The organism is Maribacter flavus, assembly GCF_008386635.1.
In the GTDB taxonomy this organism is placed as follows: Bacteria; Bacteroidota; Bacteroidia; order Flavobacteriales; family Flavobacteriaceae; genus Maribacter; species Maribacter flavus.
This window is the reverse complement of sequence record NZ_VUOE01000001.1, coordinates 1,685,751-1,706,824: the sequence shown is the minus strand read 5'-3', so window position 1 is coordinate 1,706,824 and position 21,074 is coordinate 1,685,751. Positions and strand designations below refer to the sequence as shown.

The following is a 21,074-nucleotide window of genomic DNA, read 5'->3' as shown; positions in this document are numbered from 1 at the left end:
AGAACTAAAGTTAAGGGTCGATACAAATTCAACGATTCTCCGAAGATTGTGTCAAAAGGATAATTATTCTATTAGAACATGAAATACCTATAATAAAAAAAAGACCTGATGAATTCATCAGGTCTATAAAACGGTATTATTTTTTGCTCTTTAAAAATTACAGGTCTCTATTTCCGTGACCCTTAGTGTATTTACCATTCCTTTTGCCTTTATGGGCATGGCCGCCAAACTTACCAGCATATCGCCAACTTCCAAATAGCCTTTTTTACAGGCAATTCCGTTAACATCCTCAATGGTCTGGTCCGTAGATACAAACTTATCATAATAGAACGCCTTTACGCCCCACAAAAGATTCAACTGCGTAAGGATTCTTTTATTGGAAGTGAATACCAGTATGTGTGCACTTGGTCTCCACGCCGATATCTGAAAAGCGGTATAGCCACTATTGGTCAATGTGGAAATGGCCTTGGCCTTAATTTCATTGGCCATGAGAGCTGCGTGAAAACATATCGATTTTGTGATATACCTATTGGTCCTAACATGAGGTGGTTCGTGAGGGACCTTAATCAATTCCGAAGATTCCACGCTCCTAAGGATACTGGCCATTTTTTCGATTACCTGTACAGGATAATTTCCAACGGAAGTTTCACCGGATAGCATAACGGCATCCGCACCATCCATGACCGAGTTGGCAACGTCGTTCACCTCTGCTCTGGTAGGGGTCAAACTGGTAATCATCGTCTCCATCATCTGGGTGGCAATAATTACGGGAATTCGTGCCTTTTTGGCCCTAAGCACCAATTTCTTTTGAATCAAAGGTACCTCTTGTGCCGGTACTTCAACACCTAAATCTCCCCTGGCAACCATTAAACCATCACAATACGCGACAATCTTATCAATATTCTCAACAGCCTCTGGCTTTTCTATTTTTGCAATTATTGGGATTTTATGAGCGGAGTGTTGCTTAATTATGTTCTGAAGGTCAATCAAATCCTGGCTGAATCTTACAAAGGATAATGCTATCCAATCCACTTCCAGAGAAATCGCAAATTCCGCATCCTTGATATCCTTTTTGGTAAGGGCCGGTAGGGAAATGTTCGTGTTTGGAAGGTTCACCCCTTTCTTAGACTTTAGTGGCCCTCCTTGAATCACTTTTGCCCTAACTTCAGATTCCCCGTTCGTTGATACGACCTCGAATATCAGCTTTCCGTCGTCCAAAAGGATACGTTCACCGGGTTTTACGTCCCTAGGGAATTCCTTATAGTTCATGTATACCCTTTCTGCCGTACCTTCAAAGGGTTCGCCTGTTACGAAGGTAAGTTCGTCGCCAGGGCTCACAACAACTTCACCGGACATTACACCAACTCTAAGTTTAGGTCCTTGCAAATCGGCCAAAATAGCCGTATTGGTTTCCAACTCTTCATTGAGCTCACGTATAAGGTCTACCCGTTCCTTAACATCTTTATAGTCGGCATGGGAAAAATTTATCCTAAAGACATCTACTCCTGCCAGCATCATGCTTCTAAGCACATCTTTCTTACTTGTAGCAGGGCCTAGGGTTGCTACGATCTTTGTCTTCTTGTTGCTTGACATTATTAAAAAATTAAATTATTTCTAGATTTTAGTTTGTTTATATCTACCTCGTAGGCGGCCATTATCTTAGGAATGCCCAAAAGGGTTTTTATTATTTTACTGCTATCCACTGTATCCTCATCTCCCTCTATTTTCAGGAAATAATCCACCTCTTTAAGCTCCGGGATCAAACGGGGAGTGGAATAGGTTGTTTCGTACTGAAACAGGTCATTGTTGGTTACCAACTCTTTTTTCGCGCTTTGATTGGAAACGAGCACCCAATACCTGTAATTTAACTCATCTTCCCAATCATAATACGGGAAGGACCTATTTTCCGATAAATCAAAATCCGCCTTGCCTCTTTTAAAATTCGAATTCAGTATACGGTTTAATCCGTAGGCAATGGCATAATCCTCCAAAGTGCTATGCAAAGCGACTAAAAGAAAGGATTCATCAAAAAAATCATCTTTTATTTTATACACTGCCGACATACACACTCAAAAACGGTAAATATAGAACTATTAAAGAATAAAGCCTAACGGCTAAATAAGTTTAAGAAGTGGTTTTGATTACGAAAACGTTAGCGTTTTGTTGTAATTCTAACGATTCTATTTCATTCTATCCTGTAGTGCAAAAAATGCCCTTTTGGATGCTCTTTCCTCAGCTTTCTTTTTAGAGGTAGCCCTAGCCTTGGCCACTACGTTATCATTTATGGAAAGCTTTACGGCAAAATGCTTTAACGAATCGTTCCCTGTGTCCTCGTAAACATTAAAATTAAATGATTTTTTTTGCTTTTGGCACCACTCTATAATCAGACTTTTATAACTTATAACCTTTCCTTCCAACTGTTCGATATCCACATACGGCTCTATGACCCTAGTATTTATGAACTTTTCACAGTATTTATAGCCCCTATCCAAATAAATAGCGCCAATCAATGCCTCGAATACGTTTCCATGTATATTTTCCCCAAAATGCGATTTTGGAATCCTACTTTCTACATACTTGATCAGGTCCAAATCCTTACCCAATTCGTTCAGGTGTTCCCTACTGACGATTTTGGATCGCATTTTGGTCAAATACCCTTCATCACCTTCCGGGACTTCATTGTATAAATGTTTGGAGATAATGGTTCCAAGCATGGAATCCCCCAAAAACTCCAATCGTTCATAGTTCATTGGATTTCCATTTTCATCCTTTTGGTTCATTGATCGGTGCAAAAAGGCCTTTTTATAATAAACCAAATGCTTTGGTTTAAATCCCAAAATCCTTTTTAATCCTAAAAAAAAATCCCCATCCTGTTTAGAATGGGAATTGAATATATTTTTAGGAAAGGTCATAAAGGTCTTAGTCTATTTTTTTAAAGACAACACAGGCATTATGCCCCCCAAATCCAAAGGTGTTACTCATGGCAACCCTAACATCTCTTTTTTGGGCCTTGTTGAGCGTTAGGTTTAGACTAGGATCTATGTTTTCGTCTACTGTTGTATGATTGATAGTCGGCGGAACCATGCCATGTTCCATAGCCAGAATGGAGGCAATGGCCTCTATGGCACCCGCGGCACCCAACAAATGCCCAGTCATGGACTTTGTAGAATTGATATTTATATTTTTGGCATGTTCCCCAAATACTTCCGATATGGCCTTCAACTCGGCGACATCCCCTAAGGGTGTAGAAGTACCATGGGTATTAATGGCATCCACTTCCTCGATGCCCATACCAGCATCGCGAAGGCAGTTTTCCATTACCTTAACCACACCGATACCATCTGGATGTGGAGCGGTCATATGATAGGCATCACTGGATAGTCCCCCTCCTGCAACTTCGGCATATATTTTTGCCCCTCTTGCCTTGGCATGCTCATACTCCTCAAGTATCAATGCTCCTGCGCCTTCTCCTAAGACAAAACCGTCCCTAGTAGCATCGAAGGGTCTTGAGGCCGTTTCCGGACTATCGTTTCGTGTAGAAAGTGCGTGCATGGCACCAAAACCGCCCATACCTGCAATGGTTACGGCAGCCTCGCTTCCTCCAGATACGATGACATCACAATGGCCCAGACGTATGTAGTTGAGAGCGTCTATCAAAGCATTTGCAGAGGATGCACATGCTGAAACCGTTGTATAATTTGGTCCCATAAAACCATGCTTTATGGAAATATGTCCGGGAGCAATATCCGCGATCATTTTGGGTATAAAGAAAGGGTTAAACCTTGGTGTTCCGTCCCCTTGGGCAAAATTCATCACCTCATTTTGAAAGGTCTCCAAACCACCTATGCCGGCACCCCAAATGACCCCGGTGCGGAATTTGTCCAGTTTGTCCAGATCCAATCCGGAATCCTTTATGGCCTCATCCGAAGAAATAAGCGCATACTGTGCAAATCTGTCCAGTTTACGTCCTTCCTTACGATCAAAATAATCCTCTGTATTGTAGTTTTTTAGTTCGCAGGCGAATTTTACCTTAAATTTTTCAGTGTCATAATATGTTATGGGTGCGGACCCACTTTTACCATTTACAAGACCGTTCCAATACTCCTCAATATTGTTACCAATTGGGGTAAGAGCACCCAATCCAGTAACGACAACTCGCTTTAATTGCATTGAACTTTTTTTTAGTTTAGAAATAAACTGAAGGTAAATTAAAAAAAATTATCCATGCGGAGCATTTACCACATGGATAATTTAAATTCTGTTTAAGAAATCATCAAATTACTTTGCTTCTTCTATATAGCTAATGGCTTGGCCAACTGTTGCGATGTTCTCAGCTTGATCATCAGGGATTTGAATATCGAATTCCTTTTCGAACTCCATAATCAACTCAACAGTATCCAATGAATCTGCCCCTAAATCGTTCGTAAAGCTAGCTTCTGATACCACCTCGTTTTCGTCAACTCCTAATTTATCAACAATGATAGCTTTAACTCTTGATGCAATGTCTGACATAATAATATTGGTTTTAAAAATTTAAATTGAAGGCAAAAATATAAAACTTTGGATTAATTACACTAATTGTCGTTAAAATGTAAGGTAATTTAAGAAAATAAAAATCATACTTCCCTACATGAAACCATAAATTTTTCTTCCGAAAACGATGTGCCCTCCAACGTCATTTATGAACAAAACCTTGGTGCTTACTTTATTTCTGTTTTCTTTTGCCCTTAAATTCTCAGAATTCTTCCATCCTAACCTTAAAACAAGAACCATTGGACGTTAAAAAAATAGTACTATTTGCATCGGGTTCCGGCTCCAATGTGGAAAATATTGTCCGTTATTTTGATAAGAATGACAACGTACAGATTGAGGCGGTATTTACGAATAAACGGAATGCCCAAGTATTGGACAGGTGTAACAGGTTGAACGTTAACGCTATATACTTTAATAGACATGCCTTCCTTGGGGGTGATTTTGTATTGAACATCCTAAAGGGAATACAACCGGACCTAATCGTTCTTGCTGGTTTTCTTTGGAAGATTCCTGAGGACATGGTTGATGCCTTTCCCAATAAAATCATAAACATCCACCCCGCCCTATTGCCCAAATACGGGGGTAAGGGAATGTATGGCATGAACGTACATACTGCGGTAAAGGAAAATAAGGAAACAGAAACCGGCATAACGATTCATTATGTAAATGCCCAATACGATGAAGGTGCGGTCATAAAACAAGTAAAAACCGTAATTTTTGCGAATGATAGCCCAGCGAATATAGCGGAAAAAGTGCACCATTTGGAGTATGAACATTTTCCAAAGGTGATTGAAGATATCTTAAAAACACAGAACTGATTCAGATTTCCGCCTTCGCGGAAATGAAAAAACAGGTTTCCTATGGGTAAAAAACAAAAGTTCTACGTGGTTTGGAAGGGCAAACGACCCGGAATCTATGAGACTTGGGAAGATTGCAAGGCTGCCATCAACGGGGCAAAAGGGGCGGAATACAAATCATTTGAAACGTTTGATTTGGCAAAAAAAGCCTTCAACGGAAATTTTGCTGATTTTAAAGGGAATAAAAAAGGTGCAACTGAGCTGCCCCCGGCCGAACTTCTTAAAATAGGCCAGCCCAATTATCATTCCATTTCCGTAGATGCCGCATCCAGTGGAAATCCCGGAATCATGGAGTATCAGGGTGTGGATACCAAGTCCAAAAAAAAGTTATTTAAGCAAGGACCTTTTGAAGAAGGCACTAATAATATCGGCGAGTTTTTGGCCATTGTTCATGGCCTGGCCTTTCTAAAGGAACGGAATAGTGACAGAATAATCTATACCGATTCCCGTACAGCGATGAGTTGGGTACGAAAGAAAAAATGCAATACAAATTTGTCCCAAAACCCTAAAAACAAAGCCTTGTTCGACCTGATACGAAGGGCGGAAAATTGGTTGAAGACAAACTCGTACAAAACGCCGATTGTAAAATGGGAAACCAAGGCATGGGGCGAAATTCCTGCAGATTTTGGACGAAAGTAACTTTTGATAACTATTCAAAATTGTGCTTGCCTTTAAACCACAATTCAGTTGGCAAATCCGTATATTTGCACTTCATTTTTAACTACGGTATGGGCAAGCTTTTAATAGTAGGTACGGTCGCATTCGATGCCATTGAAACACCTTTTGGCAAAACGGACAAAATTTTGGGAGGAGCCGCTACTTTTATTGGTCTTGCAGCTTCACAATTCGATGTGGATGCTGCCATCGTTTCTGTAGTTGGGGAAGACTTTCCCAAGGAGTATCTGGACCTATTGGAAGAAAGGAACATAGACATTTCGGCTCTTGAGGTAGTCAAGGGAGGTAAAACTTTTTTTTGGAAAGGCAAGTACCACAACGACCTTAATTCTAGGGATACTTTGGTAACGGAACTCAATGTTTTGGCCGATTTCAATCCTATTGTCCCAGATGGTTTCAAAGACTCCGATGTGGTTATGCTGGGAAATCTACACCCAAATATCCAAATGGGTGTAATTAATCAGATGGAAAAACGACCAAAGCTCATCATTTTGGATACCATGAATTTTTGGATGGACCATACTTTGCCAGAATTGACTGAAGTAATCAAAAAAATAGATGTGCTGACCATCAACGATGAGGAAGCAAGACAGCTAACCGGTGAATATTCTTTGGTTAAGGCCGCACAGAAAATCTTTGAAATGGGTCCAGATTATGTTGTCATTAAAAAGGGTGAACACGGAGCTTTGCTTTTTCACGAGGAACAAGTGTTCTTTGCCCCGGCTTTACCGCTCGAAGATGTTTTTGACCCCACGGGTGCCGGTGACACCTTTGCCGGAGGATTTTCGGGTTACTTAGCGGCATCGGAAGATTTTACCTTTGAAAATTTGAAAAAAGCCGTAATCCATGGTTCTAACTTAGCCTCCTTTTCTGTTGAAAAATTTGGTACGGAACGGATGTTGGACCTAGAAAGGGATGAAGTAATTATAAGGTTACATCAATTTAAGGCACTAACACAGTTTGAAATTGAATTGCACTAACCCCACGCCCCTCTCTTGGGGTTTTTTTAATACTAAAACCAATGAGTGACGCTATTAAGCACGAGTGTGGCATCTCGGTCATAAGACTACTCAAGCCGCTTGAATATTATAAGGAAAAATATGGGTCCGCCTTTTATGGGGTAAACAAGATGTACCTGATGATGGAAAAGCAGCATAACCGTGGCCAGGACGGTGCGGGTTTTGCCAGCATAAAGTTGGATGTGGAAGCGGGTCAACGATATATGAGTAGGGTGCGTTCCTGTCAACAACAACCTATCCAGGATATTTTTGCCCAAATAAACGAACGAATCAATAAGGAACTTAAGGAAAATCCAGAATATGAAAATGATGTTGCACTACAAAAAAAGAACATTCCATATATAGGAGAACTATTATTGGGGCATGTTCGCTATGGCACTTTTGGAAAGAACAGTATAGAAAGTGTACATCCTTTTTTGAGGCAAAACAACTGGATGCATCGAAACCTCATCGTTGCCGGAAACTTTAACCTCACCAACGTACACGAGCTGTTCAACAATTTGGTACAATTGGGCCAACACCCAAAGGAAATGGCGGACACGGTTACCGTCATGGAAAAGATAGGCCACTTTTTGGACGATGCCGTTGCCAAACTTTACAAACAAATAAAAAAGGAAGGTTACAGCAAGCAGGAAGCGTCCCCTATCATAGCAGAAAGGCTAAAGGTTTCGAAAATATTAAAAAGGGCCGCCAAGAATTTTGACGGTGGTTTTGCCATGGCAGGTCTTCTGGGCCATGGAGATGCTTTTGTTCTAAGAGATCCCGCCGGAATTAGGCCAGCCTATTATTATAAGGACGATGAGATTGTGGTGGTTGCTTCGGAGAGACCGGCCATACAAACGGTCTTTAACGTTCCATTTGAAGAGGTTAAGGAATTGGAGCCGGGCAATGCCATTATCGTAAAAAAGAACGGCACCACAAGAATCAAACAAATCTTGGAACCAAGGGAAAGAAAGGCATGCTCCTTTGAACGGATTTACTTTTCCAGGGGAAGTGACAAGGAAATCTATCAGGAGCGAAAAATGTTGGGCAAACTGGTATTCCCCCAAATCCTCAAGGCCATAGACCACGACCTCAAGAATACCGTTTTTTCCTATATCCCAAATACGGCGGAAACTTCGTTCTTTGGAATGGTAAAAGAGGCCCAAAACTATCTAAATAAGAAAAAGGAAGAGCAAATTCTTGCCATCGGTGCAAAAATCACCAGTGAGGAGCTACATGAAATTCTTGAGGTAAGGCCCAGAATTGAGAAGGTTGCCATCAAGGATGCCAAACTTAGGACGTTTATAACCCAGGATGACAGTAGGGATGACTTGGTTGCCCATGTCTATGACATTTCCTATGGCTCCGTAAAAGAAGGGGACAACCTAGTGATTATAGACGACAGTATTGTGAGAGGTACTACTTTGAAGAAAAGTATCTTAAAGATTTTGGATAGGCTGTCTCCAAAGAAAATCATTGTTGTTTCTTCAGCCCCCCAAATTAGGTATCCCGACTGTTACGGAATCGATATGGCGAAACTTGAGGATTTTATAGCCTTTAGGGCGGCACTTGCTTTGCATGAGGAGAATAACACCATGCATGTGATTAAGGAGGTCTATCAAAAATGTATTGACCAAGTGAAGTCAAAAGACAGGGATATCATAAATTATGTGAAAGAGATTTATGCCCCTTTTAGTGCCGAACAAATATCCCATAAGATTGGACAGCTATTAAGCCCGATTGATATAAAGGCCGAAGTTCAAATCATCTATCAAGGAATATCCGGTCTCCATGAAGCGTGTCCTAAAAATCTGGGAGATTGGTACTTTACTGGAAATTATCCTACACCTGGGGGAAACAGAGTCGTAAACAGGGCTTTCATCAATTTTTATGAGGGTAGAAACGAAAGAGCCTATTAAAAAAACAGAACCGTTTAACCTGAAACCTATGCGTTTCATCGACAAAATGTGCATTTCGTCGATGTAATAGTTTTTAGGGTAGGACTAAACTTAATTTTAAACTTGCCATAGCATAAGTAGGTTAAGTTCATGGTAAGATTTGGGGCAAAAAAGGTGGAGATTCTCCACCTTTTTTATTTTCTTCCGTTTACATACGTACAACTTTCCCTTACTGTAGGATAATAACACAGCTTAGGTATTTCAACTAAGGTTTACGCCGTTCAACCAATTCCTTTTATTTCTGCGTTTCTTGCTTATATCTTTGAAGAACCATAGCATAAGTAGGTTAAGTTCATGGTAAGATTTGGGGAAAAAAGGTGGAGCTTTGCTCCGCCTTTTTTATTTCATAAAATTGGAAGATGCATACCCCACAAGAAATCAGGCTCCTATAAAAAGAAAATAAATTTTTTTAACAATTCTTTTTTTATTTCCCACAATACCAGTAATTTAGTTTTGCCATAGCATAAGTAGGTTAAGTTTATGGTAAGATTTGGGACGAAAAGGGTGGAGGCTTCTCCGCCCTTTTCTATTATTGAAAGCATAAAAAAACCGCTTTGGAACTATTTCCATAGCGGTTTTTAAAGTTTTAATAAATTGAAAGGTACCTAGTTATTTATTCTTGGAATACAATTTTGAAACCTCGTCCCAATTTATGATGTTAAAAAACGCGTCAATGTACTCAGGGCGTTTGTTCTGATAGTTTAAATAATAGGCGTGTTCCCAAACATCCAAACCTAAGATTGGATATCCACCACAACCTACACCCGGCATTATTGGGTTGTCCTGATTGGGGGTCGAGCAGATTTCGAGCTTTCCACCTTTATGCACACAGAGCCAAGCCCAACCGGACCCAAACCTAGTTCCTGCGGCATCGCTGAATTTTTCCTTAAAGGTATCGAAGGAGCCAAAGGCATCGTCTATGGCCTTGGCCAAATCCCCGGATGGGGTTCCTCCACCCTTTGGGGACAGAATGGTCCAAAACAAAGCATGGTTGTAAAAACCTCCCCCATTATTTCGAACCGCCATGTTGTTCATATCCAAATTGGTCAAAATATCCTCAATAGATTTGCTGCTCAAATCGGTACCCTCAATGGCCGCATTAAGCTTGGAGGTATATCCGTTATGATGTTTTGTATGATGTATTTCCATTGTCCTAGCATCTATATGTGGTTCTAAAGCCTCATAAGCATAGGGCAAGTTCGGTAATTGAAAAGCCATAATTTTTTGTTTTTAGATTAATAATTGTAGTTCTTCAAAATTAAGGATTTTAACATTTATATTAACCCAATTATTTGTTAAGAACTGTGCCATAATCCTTATTTTGCAAGTAAAAATTAGGTGCAGGAAAGTACGTTCAAGGTATATAACGCTTCGGCAGGTTCAGGCAAGACCTATGCTCTTTCAAAAGCCTACCTAAAAATAGTTCTTTCAAGTCCGTATAGTTTCAAAAGAATTCTGGCCATTACCTTCACCAACAAGGCGGTGAATGAAATGAAGTTCAGAATTCTGGATAGCCTCTATTCTTTTTCAAAAATCCATTCATTGAAGGATTCGCCCCCGCTCTTTCTTGAACTTATGGATGCCCTACAATTGAGCGTTGAAGGTTTAAGGGATTTATGTAGACTCCGTTTAAAGGAAATTTTACATAACTACGCCTTTTTTGATATTTCAACCATAGACAAATTTACCCACAGGGTCATAAGAACCTTTGCACGAGACCTAAAACTACCGCAAAACTTTGAAGTGGTTTTGGATATGGACTTGCTATTATCTGAGGCCGTGGCAAGGGTCTTGGCAAAAGCAGGCGAAGACCAAGAGCTTACCAAAATCCTGATGGACTTTGCCATGGAAAAAATTGATGATGACAAAAGTTGGGATATAGGCTACGACCTACTAAAAATTGGCAAACTACTACAGGACGAAACGAATACATTCCATATACAAGGTTTTGGGAATAAGAGCCTATCTGATTTTTTAAGTTTACAAAAACATTTAAAATCACTCATAAGGCTAACGGAAATGGATATCAATGATTTGGCCGAAGAAACACTTGCCTATATAGGCTCAAGTGGGGTTGAAGAATCAGATTTTCCCAGACAAACGCTTCCAAACCACTTCAGGAAGATTTTGGACGGTACCCTAAGTCCTTCCCTACTCTATAACAACAATCTTGAGGGTAATCTCGTGGAAGGCAAAATCCTAAAGGTAGGTGTTGAGAATCCATCGGAGGATTTTGCCCAAACTATCTTACGGAATTATTTGACCATCAAGGAGAAAATTTACCAGCGAGGGTTTTTATTCAATTTATACGGCAACCTGGTTCCCCTAACACTTTTGAATTCCATAGAAAACGAAATAAAGAATATACAAAGGGAAAAGGAACAGCTTTCCATTTCAGAATTCAACCGGATAATCTCCGAGGAAATAAAGAATCAGCCCGCTCCGTTCATTTATGAACGGTTGGGCGAAAAGTACCGCCATTATTTTATAGACGAGTTTCAGGATACCTCAGAAATGCAATGGAACAACCTGGTTCCATTGATTGCCAACGCCTTGGAAGGAAAGGATGATCAGGGAAGGTCCGGGTCACTTTTCTTGGTAGGGGATGCTAAACAGGCGATTTACCGATGGCGTGGTGGTCACGCCGAGCAATTCTTGGATTTGGCTACCAAGAAAAACAATCCGTTCTCCATTACAGGAGAAACCCACCAACTACCAAGAAATTATAGGAGCCAGGACGAAATCATTAAATTCAACAATACATTTTTCCAGCATGTTGGTACGCTATTGGAAAATGATGTATACCGGGATTTTTTTATAGCTGGAAATAAGCAGGAATCCAACGATAATCCGGGAGGATATGTCAAAATAAGTTTCTTGCAGGAAGAGGATGACACTGCCTATGCGGATAAGGTTATGGAAGCTATTGACCAATCCCTTCAAGCGGGATTCAACTATGGTGATATTTGTGTCTTGGTCCGAAAAAAGAAGCACGGGGTAATACTAACCGACTTCCTAATGTCCAAATCCGTTCCCGTAATTTCTTCGGATTCCCTTTTGGTGTCCAGCAGTCCAAAAGTTCAGTTCCTGGTTTCATTGGTCAAGTTCATGTTGATGACCGATGACCTTGAAAACAATTATTCGATTCTTGAATATTTGTCCGATTCAAAAGAAGACACCCATGATTTCATCCATCTGCATTTGAACGACCTTTCGTTCTATCTAACTACAGAACATAATTTTGATGTCGATATCCTTAGGGGCAGGTCGCTTATGGATTCCATGGAGCATGCCATAAAGGTTTTTGACCTGGTGCCAACTTCTGACGCACACCTGCTGGCATTTATGGATTTTGTCTTTGAGATGGAACAGAAACATGGCACGGATGCCCAAGCTTTCTTGAACAATTGGGAGGTCAAATCCAATTCGCTGAGCATCAGCACGCCAGAGGATTCCATGGCCGTGCAGGTTATGACCATCCACAAATCCAAGGGACTGGAGTTTCCTGTGGTCATTTTTCCGTATGCGAACACCAATATATTTGAGGAAATAGACCCAAAACTTTGGATTCCCGTAGATCGGGATGTTTTTATGGGTTTTGAAGAGCTGCTCATCAGCAAAAAACAGGAAATTAAAAATTATGGGAAACTAGGTGCCAAGCTTTTTGATGAAGAACATCAAAGAATACAATTGGATGCTTTTAACCTATTGTATGTGGTCCTTACAAGAGCGGTTAATTCCTTGTATGTCATAAGCTGTAAGGATTTGAGAAAGGATGGCAGTTATAAAACCGAGTATTTTTCAGGACTGTTCCTAAAGTATCTATCCGATTTGGGTATTTGGAAGGAGGACTTATTGGAATATGAATTCGGGGAGCTCTGGAAGACTAAAAAATTAAAAATTGGGCAAGGAAATAAATGGACGGTTCCCTACCTTTACACGTACAAAAATCGCGAAGCCTTTAAAATACATACCAAAGCAGGCATGCTTTGGGACACCGATAGGGAGATTGCATTGGAACAAGGAAACGTATACCATCACATTCTTGAAAATGTAATAACTACGGAAGATTTGGAACCTGCCTTGAAAAGTGCCTTGAACAAAGGAGTTCTTAGTGATTCCACATTTGAAAAGGTACGTGAAACCCTGATAAAATTGATACATCATCCCGTACTAGGCAAGTTTTACTCGGAAGGCTCTACCATTTATAATGAAAAGGAGCTACTCATTTCCAACGGTACCATTTTAATTCCGGATCGGGTTGTACTGAAAGGGAACTCGGTAGATATTATTGATTATAAAACAGGAAGAAAAAACAATAAATACAAGGAGCAATTGGAATCCTATTCCAGGGCTTACCAAGAGATGGGATATACCGTTCAAAATAAAATCATTGCTTATATTAACGAGGAGATAATTGTAGACTATATATAATATGTACGGAAAAATAAGAGAACATTTACAGGCAGAATTAAACCAGATAAGGGAAGATGGCCTTTTCAAAAAGGAACGGATCATCGTTTCCCCGCAGGACGCGGTTATCAAAATTTCGACCGGGGAAGAGGTAATAAATTTTTGCGCCAATAATTATTTGGGGCTGTCCTCGCATCCAGACGTCATAAAGGCGGCCAAGGATACGTTGGACACACATGGTTTTGGAATGTCATCCGTGAGATTCATTTGCGGAACCCAGGACATTCATAAGGAATTGGAGCGTAAAATCGCTGAATTCTATGGTACAGAAGATACAATTTTATATGCCGCGGCTTTCGACGCCAATGGCGGGGTATTTGAACCGCTCCTAGGACCCGAAGATGCCATAATATCGGATTCCCTTAACCATGCCTCCATTATTGATGGGGTGCGATTGTGCAAAGCACAGCGGTACAGGTATGCCAATAGCGATATGGAAGATCTTGAAGAACAGCTCAAAAAGGCCAATGAAAATGGCGCCCGATTTAAAATCATTGTTACCGATGGTGTTTTTTCCATGGACGGCCTAGTAGCACCATTGTATAAAATTTGCGATCTGGCCGATGCCTATGATGCCATGGTCATGATAGACGAATGCCACGCCGCAGGTTTCATCGGTCCCAAGGGTATTGGAACCTTGGAAGAAAAAAATGTAATGGGTAGAATCGATATTATCACGGGAACCTTGGGCAAGGCTTTGGGTGGAGCCATGGGCGGATACACCACCGGGAAAAAAGAGATCATAGAGATTTTAAGACAGCGTTCAAGGCCTTATCTTTTTTCAAATTCCTTGGCACCGGCCATTGTAGGCGCTTCCATTAAAGTCTTCGACATGTTGGCCAAGGATACCTCCTTGAGGGATAAACTCCAATCCAATACCGATTATTTCAAGAGCGGAATGAAAAAAGCGGGCTTTGACATTATTGACGGGGATTCCGCCATTGTTCCTGTCATGTTATATGATGCCAAGCTTTCACAGCAAATGGCCGAAAAACTTCTGGAAGAAGGTATTTACGTTATTGGCTTCTTTTATCCAGTGGTCCCTAGAGGAAAGGCACGAATAAGGGTGCAATTATCCGCAGCTCATGAAAAGGAACATCTGGATAAGGCAATCAATGCCTTTATCAAGGTAGGCAAGGCGCTGAATGTCGTTTAAATGCGCATTTTATACTATTAAATGAGTTAAAAAAACAAGAAATTGATTTTGTTAATAATATTTAACAACTTACATTTGCAGCTAATAAACACTTAAACTTAAAAATTTGAACATGAAACATCTTAGCAAATTATTAGTTGTTGTCCTACTTGTTGTAGGTTTTAACAACATACAAGCGCAAGACGAGAATAATCCTTGGCAAGTGCAATTCGGGGCAAACGCCATCGATGTATATCCAACTGGTGACGTTAGCTCTTTTGGTAATGAATTCTTTAATGTAAACGACCATTGGAACATTCTTCCTTCTATTTCTTACATAGGGGTGTCTAAAAGTATTGGTGATGGTTTTTCTATTGGAGCTAGAGGTTCCTTAAACAAAATCAGCAAATTAGGTGATGTAAGCGTTGATGATCTTTCTCACTATGCTATAGATGGTACAATAAAATATAATTTTACCAAAGAAACTGTTATCCAACCTTTTATTGAAGTTGGTGGTGGTTACACTTGGGTTGATGAGATTGGTGCCGGTACTGTGAATGGTGGTTTGGGACTTAATTTCTGGTTTACTGAAAACCTAGGCCTTACCTTGCAGTCTACTTACAAGCATGCCTTCGAGGATTATGGCGTTAAACATTTTCAACACTTAGCTGGTATCTCCGTTAAATTTGGTGGAACTGATACCGATGGCGATGGTGTGTACGACAAAGATGATGCCTGTCCAGAAGTTGCTGGTTTAGAAGCTTTCAACGGTTGTCCGGATTCTGACGGTGACGGAATCGAGGATAGCAAAGATAGCTGCCCTAACGAGGCTGGTTCTAAAGAAATGAATGGATGTCCTGATGCTGACGGAGATGGTGTAGCCGATAAAGATGATGCTTGTCCTAACGAAGCCGGTTTAGCGTCTTTGGCTGGTTGTCCTGATGCTGACGGAGATGGTGTAGCCGATAAAGATGACGAGTGTCCTAACGAAGCTGGTCCATCTGAGAACAATGGATGTCCATGGCCAGATACAGACGGTGATAGTGTTCTTGACAAAGACGATCAGTGTCCAGAAGTGGCAGGTACTGTAGCAAACGCTGGATGTCCAGAAGTTACTGAAGAAGTACAAAAACAATTGAACGACTACGCTAGAACTATTTTGTTCGATACTGGTAAGTCTTCCATCAAAGCTGAGTCTACTTCTGTAATGGTTGATATCATTCAAATTTTGAACGAATACCCAACTGCTAAATTTACAGTTGAAGGTCACACTGACAGTGTTGGTAGTGCTAAATTGAACCAAAGTCTTTCTGAGTCCAGAGCTCTTTCCGTAAAAGAATTCTTGGTTGACAAAGGAATTGAAGAGTTCAGATTATCGGCTGTTGGATATGGTGAGGACAAGCCAATCGCTACTAATAATACTGCTGCTGGTAGAGCTCAAAACAGAAGGGTTGAAATTAACTTAGTAAAATAAGTTATCCCATATAAACATTAAGTGTTTTAATACATGAAAAGCTCCGCATAATGCGGAGCTTTTTTATTTTTACATCTATGGTAAGCTTTTTGGAAGAAGTAATTGAAGAACTATGCAATGATCAGGTTGCAATAGAAAAATGCATCTATATACTTCCAAGCAAAAGAGCGGGTACCTTTCTAAAAAAAATAATATCTAGGAAGGTAGGCAAAACCATAATTTCGCCGGACATATTCAGTATAGAAGGATTCATTGAAAAAATAGCTAGTCTGTCCTATGCTTCTCAGACAGAACAACTTTTCGAATTATATAAGGCCTACTTAGAAGTTGGATCGTATGAAAAGGAAAGCTTCGAGTCCTATTTAAATTGGGCACAAACGTTATTACAAGATATTAATGAAATCGATAGGTATCTTATTGATACTTCGTCTCTCTTTTCTGGATTGGCGGCAATACAAGAGGTGAATCACTGGTCCCTTGATAAAGAGCAGACTTCCCTAATGAAAAGTTACCTGCATTTTTGGAATCAGCTTCATGGCATTTACAAAGCATTTAATTCGAACTTACTGGCCAAACAAATAGGGCATCAAGGGCTTGTATACCGAAAAGCTTCGGAGATGACTTCCCAATATGCCCTAAATGAAAAAAGACCACACATTTTTCTTGGCTTTAATGCCTTAAACACGGCCGAAAGTAGCATCATTCAGGAAATTCTAAATGACCCTAATTCCAAAATCTTCTGGGACCTTGACGAGTACTTTCTTAAGGACAAATTGCATGACGCCGGACATTTCATAAGAAAACATGTAACGGACTGGAAATATTTAAGTGCAAACCACCTCAGGGGCATTAGCAATCACTATCTGAAAAATAAAAAAATATCTGTAGTGGGAACGCCTAAGAACATAGCACAGACAAAACTTGTAGGGGAATTAGTAAATCAAATAGCAAGTGAAAATCCAGATCAATTAAAGAAGTCTGCAGTTGTTCTGGGTGATGAATCCCTCTTAAATCCACTACTGAATAGTATACCGGAATCCATCAGTGCCGTGAATATTACAATGGGACAAAAATTGGAGTTATCTGGGTTAGCCTCCTTTTTCCTGAACCTTATAGATTTTCGCCTCTTAAGATCAAAAAAAGGTTGGTTCTACAAGGATTTCACTTCATTCCTAAACAACCCCTTTACCGCAATAGTTTTAGAAAAGTACAATATTAAAATAGGGGAATTGACCACTCATATCCATAAAAAAAATTGGATATACATTACTGAAAATGATTTCGCGAAATTCCCGAAAGTAGATGAACAAAAACTCTCAAAACTATTTTTCCAGTATGAATCCCCCACTCAATTTGTTCATCAATGCAACTTACTCATTCACGATTTCAAGTGGGTTTTTGACAACAAGAACGACTATTTGGGATTGGAACAATTGTACAAATTACACACGCTGTTCAATCAAATAATGGAACTGATACAGGAGTATGCCTACCTGAATTCATTAAAAAGTATAAAAAGTCTATTCAGGCAATTACTTGCCTCAGAAACCTTGGATTTTCAGGGTGACCCTTTAGATGGCCTTCAAATTATGGGGATGCTGGAGAGTAGAAATTTGGATTTTGAAACGGTAATCCTGACCTCCGTAAATGAAGGCATTCTTCCTTCGGGCAAATCCAATAATTCATTCATTCCCTTTGATCTGAAAATTGAATTCGGTCTGCCAACCTATAAGGAAAAGGATGCGGTATACACCTATCACTTTTATCGGTTATTGCAACGGGCTAAAAACGTTTATTTGTTATACAACACGGAGCCCGATGTACTGGAAGGAGGTGAAAAAAGTAGGTTGATAACGCAAATACTAACGGATGGAAATAGACGGGATGTAATAGAAAAAATAGCATCTCCCAATATTGGGGAAATTACCGTACCACCAAAAATGGTCCGTAAGACACCTAGCCTTATGGATTTATTGCAAAGTTATGCCCAAAAGGGATTTTCTCCCAGTTCATTAAGTAATTATATTAGAAATCCAATAGATTTTTATAAACAGAATCTATTAGGCATTCAGGATAATGAAGAGGTAGAAGAGAATATAGCTGCGAACACCATGGGTACCATCATCCACGACACGCTTGAAGAACTCTATACACCTTTCCTAGACAAAGAAATAGACCGCGAACAACTTATCAAGTCAAAGGATTCCATAGAATCCATCGTGCATAAAAACTTTCAGAAATCCTATATGGATGGCGCCTATGACAGTGGAAAAAATCTAATTGCCTATAATGTAGTGGTCCGGTATATAGAGAATTTCCTGGACCATGAAATTGAAGCGCTTGCATCGCACAGGATTAAAATTATAGGGTTGGAACGAAAACTATATCTGGAAATTATCCTTCCCAACTCCAACCAGAAAGTAGTACTCAAGGGAAAACTTGACAGAATAGATTTATGCGACGGCGTGACCCGTATTATCGACTACAAAACAGGAAAGGTAGAAAAGCGCCATATTGAGATAATCGATTGGCAAAATCTCACCGAATCCTATGACTGCGCCAAGGCATTTCAACTACTCTGTTATTCGTATATGTTTCTGGCCGAAAACCCCCTGGAGAATATACATGCGGGCATATACAGCATCAAAAATCTAAAGGACGGCCTGATGCTCTTTTACAAAAAATCATCTACCCGAGATTCAAAAAAGAATCCTAATATAGGCAAAGAGGTCATCCTTGAATTTGAAAAATTGTTGTTTCAATTGATAGAAGAAATCCTGAACCCTGATATCCCGTTTTTGGAAAAAGTAGTGTAATTTACTTTTTATCGGGCCGTGTAGGTCTTACCTCAATTTTGCTCGGCAATGTTCTTGGATGCATTCTCAAAAGGTCCAGAACCAGTCGGCCTATATCCTCCGGTTGAATTTTCCAGGCATCGGAATCATCGGGAACATTATTATTGAAATGGGTTGCCACGGAGCCCGGCATTATGGTAGTTACTTTTATATCGTATTTTCGTAAATCCAACATGGCGGCCTGTGTAAAACCAACTACCCCAAACTTGGAAGCATTGTATCCTGCCCCGGATGCGAAAAAATTGGTTCCTGCCAAACTGGCCAAGGTCATATAATATCCCTTGGTCTTTTTAAGTTCCTCGACAGAAGCCTTTAAAGTGTGAAATACCCCATTAAGATTGGTGTCGATCATTTGATGCCATTGGGTTTCTGTCATTTCATCTATTGGAGCAAAATTTCCAACACCTGCATTGGCAAGTACTATGTCCAATTGGCCCCACTTTTCAACAATTTGGTTGACGGCGTTTTTCTCATCCTCAATCTTGCAAACATCGGAAACAATACCTAAAACCCTATCGCTATTTAAGAAATTGAGTCCTTGTTCTACACTTGCATCCGATCGGCCGCTAATGGCTACCCGCATTCCTTGATCCAACAGCGTTTTGGCAACGCCCAAACCTATTCCTTTTGTACCTCCGGTGATATAAACCACCTTTTCGTTTTCGTTCAAGTCTTTCATCGTTTTTTTTACAAAATTATAAATCCATTTGCTTTAAAGTAGCGGATAAGGGTAAACATTTAACGGTTTTGATTTACTATATTTAAAAGTTTTAAATAAAAAAGAAATGAACAAAATTGTACTTTGGTCCATAACGGCCGCCCTTGCAGGATTTTTATTTGGTTTTGATACTGTGGTGATTTCGGGAGCCGATAAAAAATTGCAAGCCCTTTGGGATAGTTCCGATTCATTTCATGGATGGGTAGTAATTTCCAGTGCTCTTTGGGGTACTGTATTGGGTGCCATCTTCGCAGGTATTCCTACGGATAAATGGGGTAGAAAAAATACCCTAATCGCCATTGGATTATTGTACAGTATTTCTGCCATTGGATCGGCCTTGGCCAATGACCCGATAACCTTTGCCTTCTTTAGGTTCATTGGTGGCGTGGGTGTGGGTGTATCCACGATTGCCGCTCCCGCCTATATTTCGGAAATCTCTCCTGCGGATAAAAGGGGAAAACTGGTAGGCTTTTATCAGTTCAGTCTAGTATTTGGAATTCTGATCGCGTTTTTGTCGAACTTCCTTTTAAGTGGAATTGGAGATAATGATTGGCGATGGATGGTGGGCGTAGAGGCATTTCCAGCCATCATATATACATTATTTATCTTATCTGTGCCCAAAAGCCCACGGTGGTTATTGATCAACGGAAAACCCGAAGAGGCAGGCAAAATACTTCAGTTAATCAATCCAAATAGAAACGTGGACGAAATGATCCAAGAAATTCAAAAAAATAATGCAATGCCAGAAAGTCATGAACACATATTCATGAAAAAGTATCGGTTCCCCTTGATCCTAGCTTTCCTAATCGCTTTTTTTAATCAGGCTTCGGGAATCAACGCGTTCCTATATTACGCACCCAGGATTTTTGAAGAGGCCGGACTTGGGGAGAGCACGGCACTTTTGAGTAGTGTGGGCATTGGGGTGACCAATATGATTTTCACGTTGATAGGCATCAACTTGATCGACCGTTTGGGAAGAAGGCAATTAATGTATATAGGTTCTATTGGTTATATAATATCCCTCTCGTTAGTAGCCTGTGCTTTCTTCCTAGGGTGGGATGGAATGGCGGTTCCTATCTTCCTGTTCATTTTTATTGCAGCGCATGCCATTGGTCAAGGAACCATTATTTGGGTATTTATTTCTGAGATATTCCCCAATCACCTACGGGGGAGTGGTCAATCTTTTGGCTCATCAGTTCATTGGGTCATGGCAGCGGCTATCCCCGCCGCAGTGCCGTTTCTTTTTTCCAGTATCGGAGCGGGAATGGTATTTGCTTTCTTTGCTTTTATGATGGTTTTACAGCTTTTATTCGTAAAATTCATGATGCCCGAAACAAAAGGGATAACCTTGGAAGAATTGAGCAATATTCTTATAGGTAAAAAATAAGAAGCGCT

Annotated in this window: 16 protein-coding genes; 9 read left to right on the top strand and 7 right to left on the bottom strand. The window is 40.2% G+C overall.

Annotated elements, in window-relative coordinates; translation table 11 throughout:
- Positions 1 to 150: 150 nt before the first annotated feature.
- The 5 genes from pyk to F0361_RS07370 form a co-directional block, all read right to left on the bottom strand.
- On the bottom strand, positions 151 to 1,593 hold the full coding sequence (gene pyk, locus F0361_RS07390) for a pyruvate kinase (RefSeq protein ID WP_138256786.1): 1,443 nt from the start codon (positions 1,591 to 1,593) through the stop codon (positions 151 to 153).
- A 2-nt stretch (positions 1,594 to 1,595) separates the two neighbouring features.
- Positions 1,596 to 2,063, bottom strand: a complete 468-nt coding sequence (locus tag F0361_RS07385; protein ID WP_154917854.1) for an IPExxxVDY family protein — start codon at positions 2,061 to 2,063, stop codon at positions 1,596 to 1,598.
- Between the two features lie 117 nt (positions 2,064 to 2,180).
- Positions 2,181 to 2,912 carry a ribonuclease III gene (rnc, locus tag F0361_RS07380; RefSeq protein ID WP_138256784.1) on the bottom strand — a complete coding sequence of 244 codons (732 nt, stop codon included), beginning with the start codon at positions 2,910 to 2,912 and terminating at the stop codon, positions 2,181 to 2,183.
- Positions 2,913 to 2,919: 7 nt separating this feature from the next.
- Complete coding sequence (fabF, locus tag F0361_RS07375; RefSeq protein WP_154917853.1) at positions 2,920 to 4,170, bottom strand: beta-ketoacyl-ACP synthase II; 1,251 nt, start codon at positions 4,168 to 4,170, stop codon at positions 2,920 to 2,922.
- A gap of 108 nt (positions 4,171 to 4,278) precedes the next feature.
- The gene (locus F0361_RS07370) at positions 4,279 to 4,512 is read right to left on the bottom strand and encodes an acyl carrier protein (RefSeq protein ID WP_047247024.1); all 234 of its coding nucleotides are present in this window, start codon (positions 4,510 to 4,512) and stop codon (positions 4,279 to 4,281) included.
- A gap of 260 nt (positions 4,513 to 4,772) precedes the next feature.
- Between F0361_RS07370 and purN the strand changes: the two genes are divergently transcribed.
- The 4 genes from purN to F0361_RS07350 all read left to right on the top strand — a co-directional run bounded on the left by purN (position 4,773) and on the right by F0361_RS07350 (position 8,985).
- Positions 4,773 to 5,351, top strand: a complete 579-nt coding sequence (purN, locus tag F0361_RS07365) for a phosphoribosylglycinamide formyltransferase (RefSeq protein WP_154917852.1) — start codon at positions 4,773 to 4,775, stop codon at positions 5,349 to 5,351.
- Positions 5,352 to 5,393: 42 nt separating this feature from the next.
- Positions 5,394 to 6,029 carry a ribonuclease H1 domain-containing protein gene (locus F0361_RS07360; protein ID WP_154917851.1) on the top strand — a complete coding sequence of 212 codons (636 nt, stop codon included), beginning with the start codon at positions 5,394 to 5,396 and terminating at the stop codon, positions 6,027 to 6,029.
- Between the two features lie 89 nt (positions 6,030 to 6,118).
- Entirely contained in the window at positions 6,119 to 7,045 is a 927-nt protein-coding gene (locus F0361_RS07355; protein WP_154917850.1) for a PfkB family carbohydrate kinase, read from the top strand.
- A 41-nt stretch (positions 7,046 to 7,086) separates the two neighbouring features.
- Entirely contained in the window at positions 7,087 to 8,985 is a 1,899-nt protein-coding gene (locus F0361_RS07350; protein ID WP_154917849.1) for an amidophosphoribosyltransferase, read from the top strand.
- A gap of 648 nt (positions 8,986 to 9,633) precedes the next feature.
- Here the strand turns inward: F0361_RS07350 and F0361_RS07345 are convergent.
- Positions 9,634 to 10,242: a superoxide dismutase gene (locus tag F0361_RS07345; protein WP_138256778.1), complete on the bottom strand. Its 609-nt coding sequence runs from the start codon at positions 10,240 to 10,242 to the stop codon at positions 9,634 to 9,636.
- Between the two features lie 120 nt (positions 10,243 to 10,362).
- On the opposite strand from F0361_RS07345, the gene F0361_RS07340 reads away from it, so the two are divergent.
- From F0361_RS07340 to F0361_RS07325, 4 genes are all read left to right on the top strand, one after another.
- Positions 10,363 to 13,458 (top strand): UvrD-helicase domain-containing protein, encoded by a 3,096-nt coding sequence (locus F0361_RS07340; RefSeq protein WP_154917848.1) that lies wholly within the window; start codon positions 10,363 to 10,365, stop codon positions 13,456 to 13,458.
- A gap of 1 nt (position 13,459) precedes the next feature.
- Entirely contained in the window at positions 13,460 to 14,653 is a 1,194-nt protein-coding gene (gene kbl / locus F0361_RS07335; RefSeq protein ID WP_154917847.1) for a glycine C-acetyltransferase, read from the top strand.
- 112 nt (positions 14,654 to 14,765) lie between these two features.
- Positions 14,766 to 16,106 carry an OmpA family protein gene (locus F0361_RS07330; protein ID WP_138256775.1) on the top strand — a complete coding sequence of 447 codons (1,341 nt, stop codon included), beginning with the start codon at positions 14,766 to 14,768 and terminating at the stop codon, positions 16,104 to 16,106.
- A 50-nt stretch (positions 16,107 to 16,156) separates the two neighbouring features.
- Positions 16,157 to 18,922: a PD-(D/E)XK nuclease family protein gene (locus tag F0361_RS07325; RefSeq protein ID WP_246160827.1), complete on the top strand. Its 2,766-nt coding sequence runs from the start codon at positions 16,157 to 16,159 to the stop codon at positions 18,920 to 18,922.
- A 1-nt stretch (position 18,923) separates the two neighbouring features.
- Here the strand turns inward: F0361_RS07325 and F0361_RS07320 are convergent, their stop codons facing one another.
- Entirely contained in the window at positions 18,924 to 19,640 is a 717-nt protein-coding gene (locus F0361_RS07320; RefSeq protein ID WP_154917846.1) for an SDR family oxidoreductase, read from the bottom strand.
- 106 nt (positions 19,641 to 19,746) lie between these two features.
- On the opposite strand from F0361_RS07320, the gene F0361_RS07315 reads away from it, so the two are divergent.
- Positions 19,747 to 21,066 carry a sugar porter family MFS transporter gene (locus F0361_RS07315; RefSeq protein ID WP_154917845.1) on the top strand — a complete coding sequence of 440 codons (1,320 nt, stop codon included), beginning with the start codon at positions 19,747 to 19,749 and terminating at the stop codon, positions 21,064 to 21,066.
- Positions 21,067 to 21,074 lie beyond the last annotated feature (8 nt).

Excerpts from the sequence above, each read along its gene's own strand:
- pyk (WP_138256786.1), bottom strand. The coding sequence starts at position 1,593 with ATGTCAAGCAACAAGAAGACAAAGATCGTAGCAACCCTAGGCCCTGCT.
- F0361_RS07385 (WP_154917854.1), bottom strand. The coding sequence starts at position 2,063 with ATGTCGGCAGTGTATAAAATAAAAGATGATTTTTTTGATGAATCCTTT.
- rnc (WP_138256784.1), bottom strand. The coding sequence starts at position 2,912 with ATGACCTTTCCTAAAAATATATTCAATTCCCATTCTAAACAGGATGGG.
- fabF (WP_154917853.1), bottom strand. The coding sequence starts at position 4,170 with ATGCAATTAAAGCGAGTTGTCGTTACTGGATTGGGTGCTCTTACCCCA.
- F0361_RS07370 (WP_047247024.1), bottom strand. The coding sequence starts at position 4,512 with ATGTCAGACATTGCATCAAGAGTTAAAGCTATCATTGTTGATAAATTA.
- F0361_RS07360 (WP_154917851.1), top strand. The coding sequence starts at position 5,394 with ATGGGTAAAAAACAAAAGTTCTACGTGGTTTGGAAGGGCAAACGACCC.
- F0361_RS07355 (WP_154917850.1), top strand. The coding sequence starts at position 6,119 with ATGGGCAAGCTTTTAATAGTAGGTACGGTCGCATTCGATGCCATTGAA.
- F0361_RS07350 (WP_154917849.1), top strand. The coding sequence starts at position 7,087 with ATGAGTGACGCTATTAAGCACGAGTGTGGCATCTCGGTCATAAGACTA.
- F0361_RS07345 (WP_138256778.1), bottom strand. The coding sequence starts at position 10,242 with ATGGCTTTTCAATTACCGAACTTGCCCTATGCTTATGAGGCTTTAGAA.
- kbl (WP_154917847.1), top strand. The coding sequence starts at position 13,460 with ATGTACGGAAAAATAAGAGAACATTTACAGGCAGAATTAAACCAGATA.
- F0361_RS07330 (WP_138256775.1), top strand. The coding sequence starts at position 14,766 with ATGAAACATCTTAGCAAATTATTAGTTGTTGTCCTACTTGTTGTAGGT.
- F0361_RS07325 (WP_246160827.1), top strand. The coding sequence starts at position 16,157 with ATGCGGAGCTTTTTTATTTTTACATCTATGGTAAGCTTTTTGGAAGAA.
- F0361_RS07320 (WP_154917846.1), bottom strand. The coding sequence starts at position 19,640 with ATGAAAGACTTGAACGAAAACGAAAAGGTGGTTTATATCACCGGAGGT.
- F0361_RS07315 (WP_154917845.1), top strand. The coding sequence starts at position 19,747 with ATGAACAAAATTGTACTTTGGTCCATAACGGCCGCCCTTGCAGGATTT.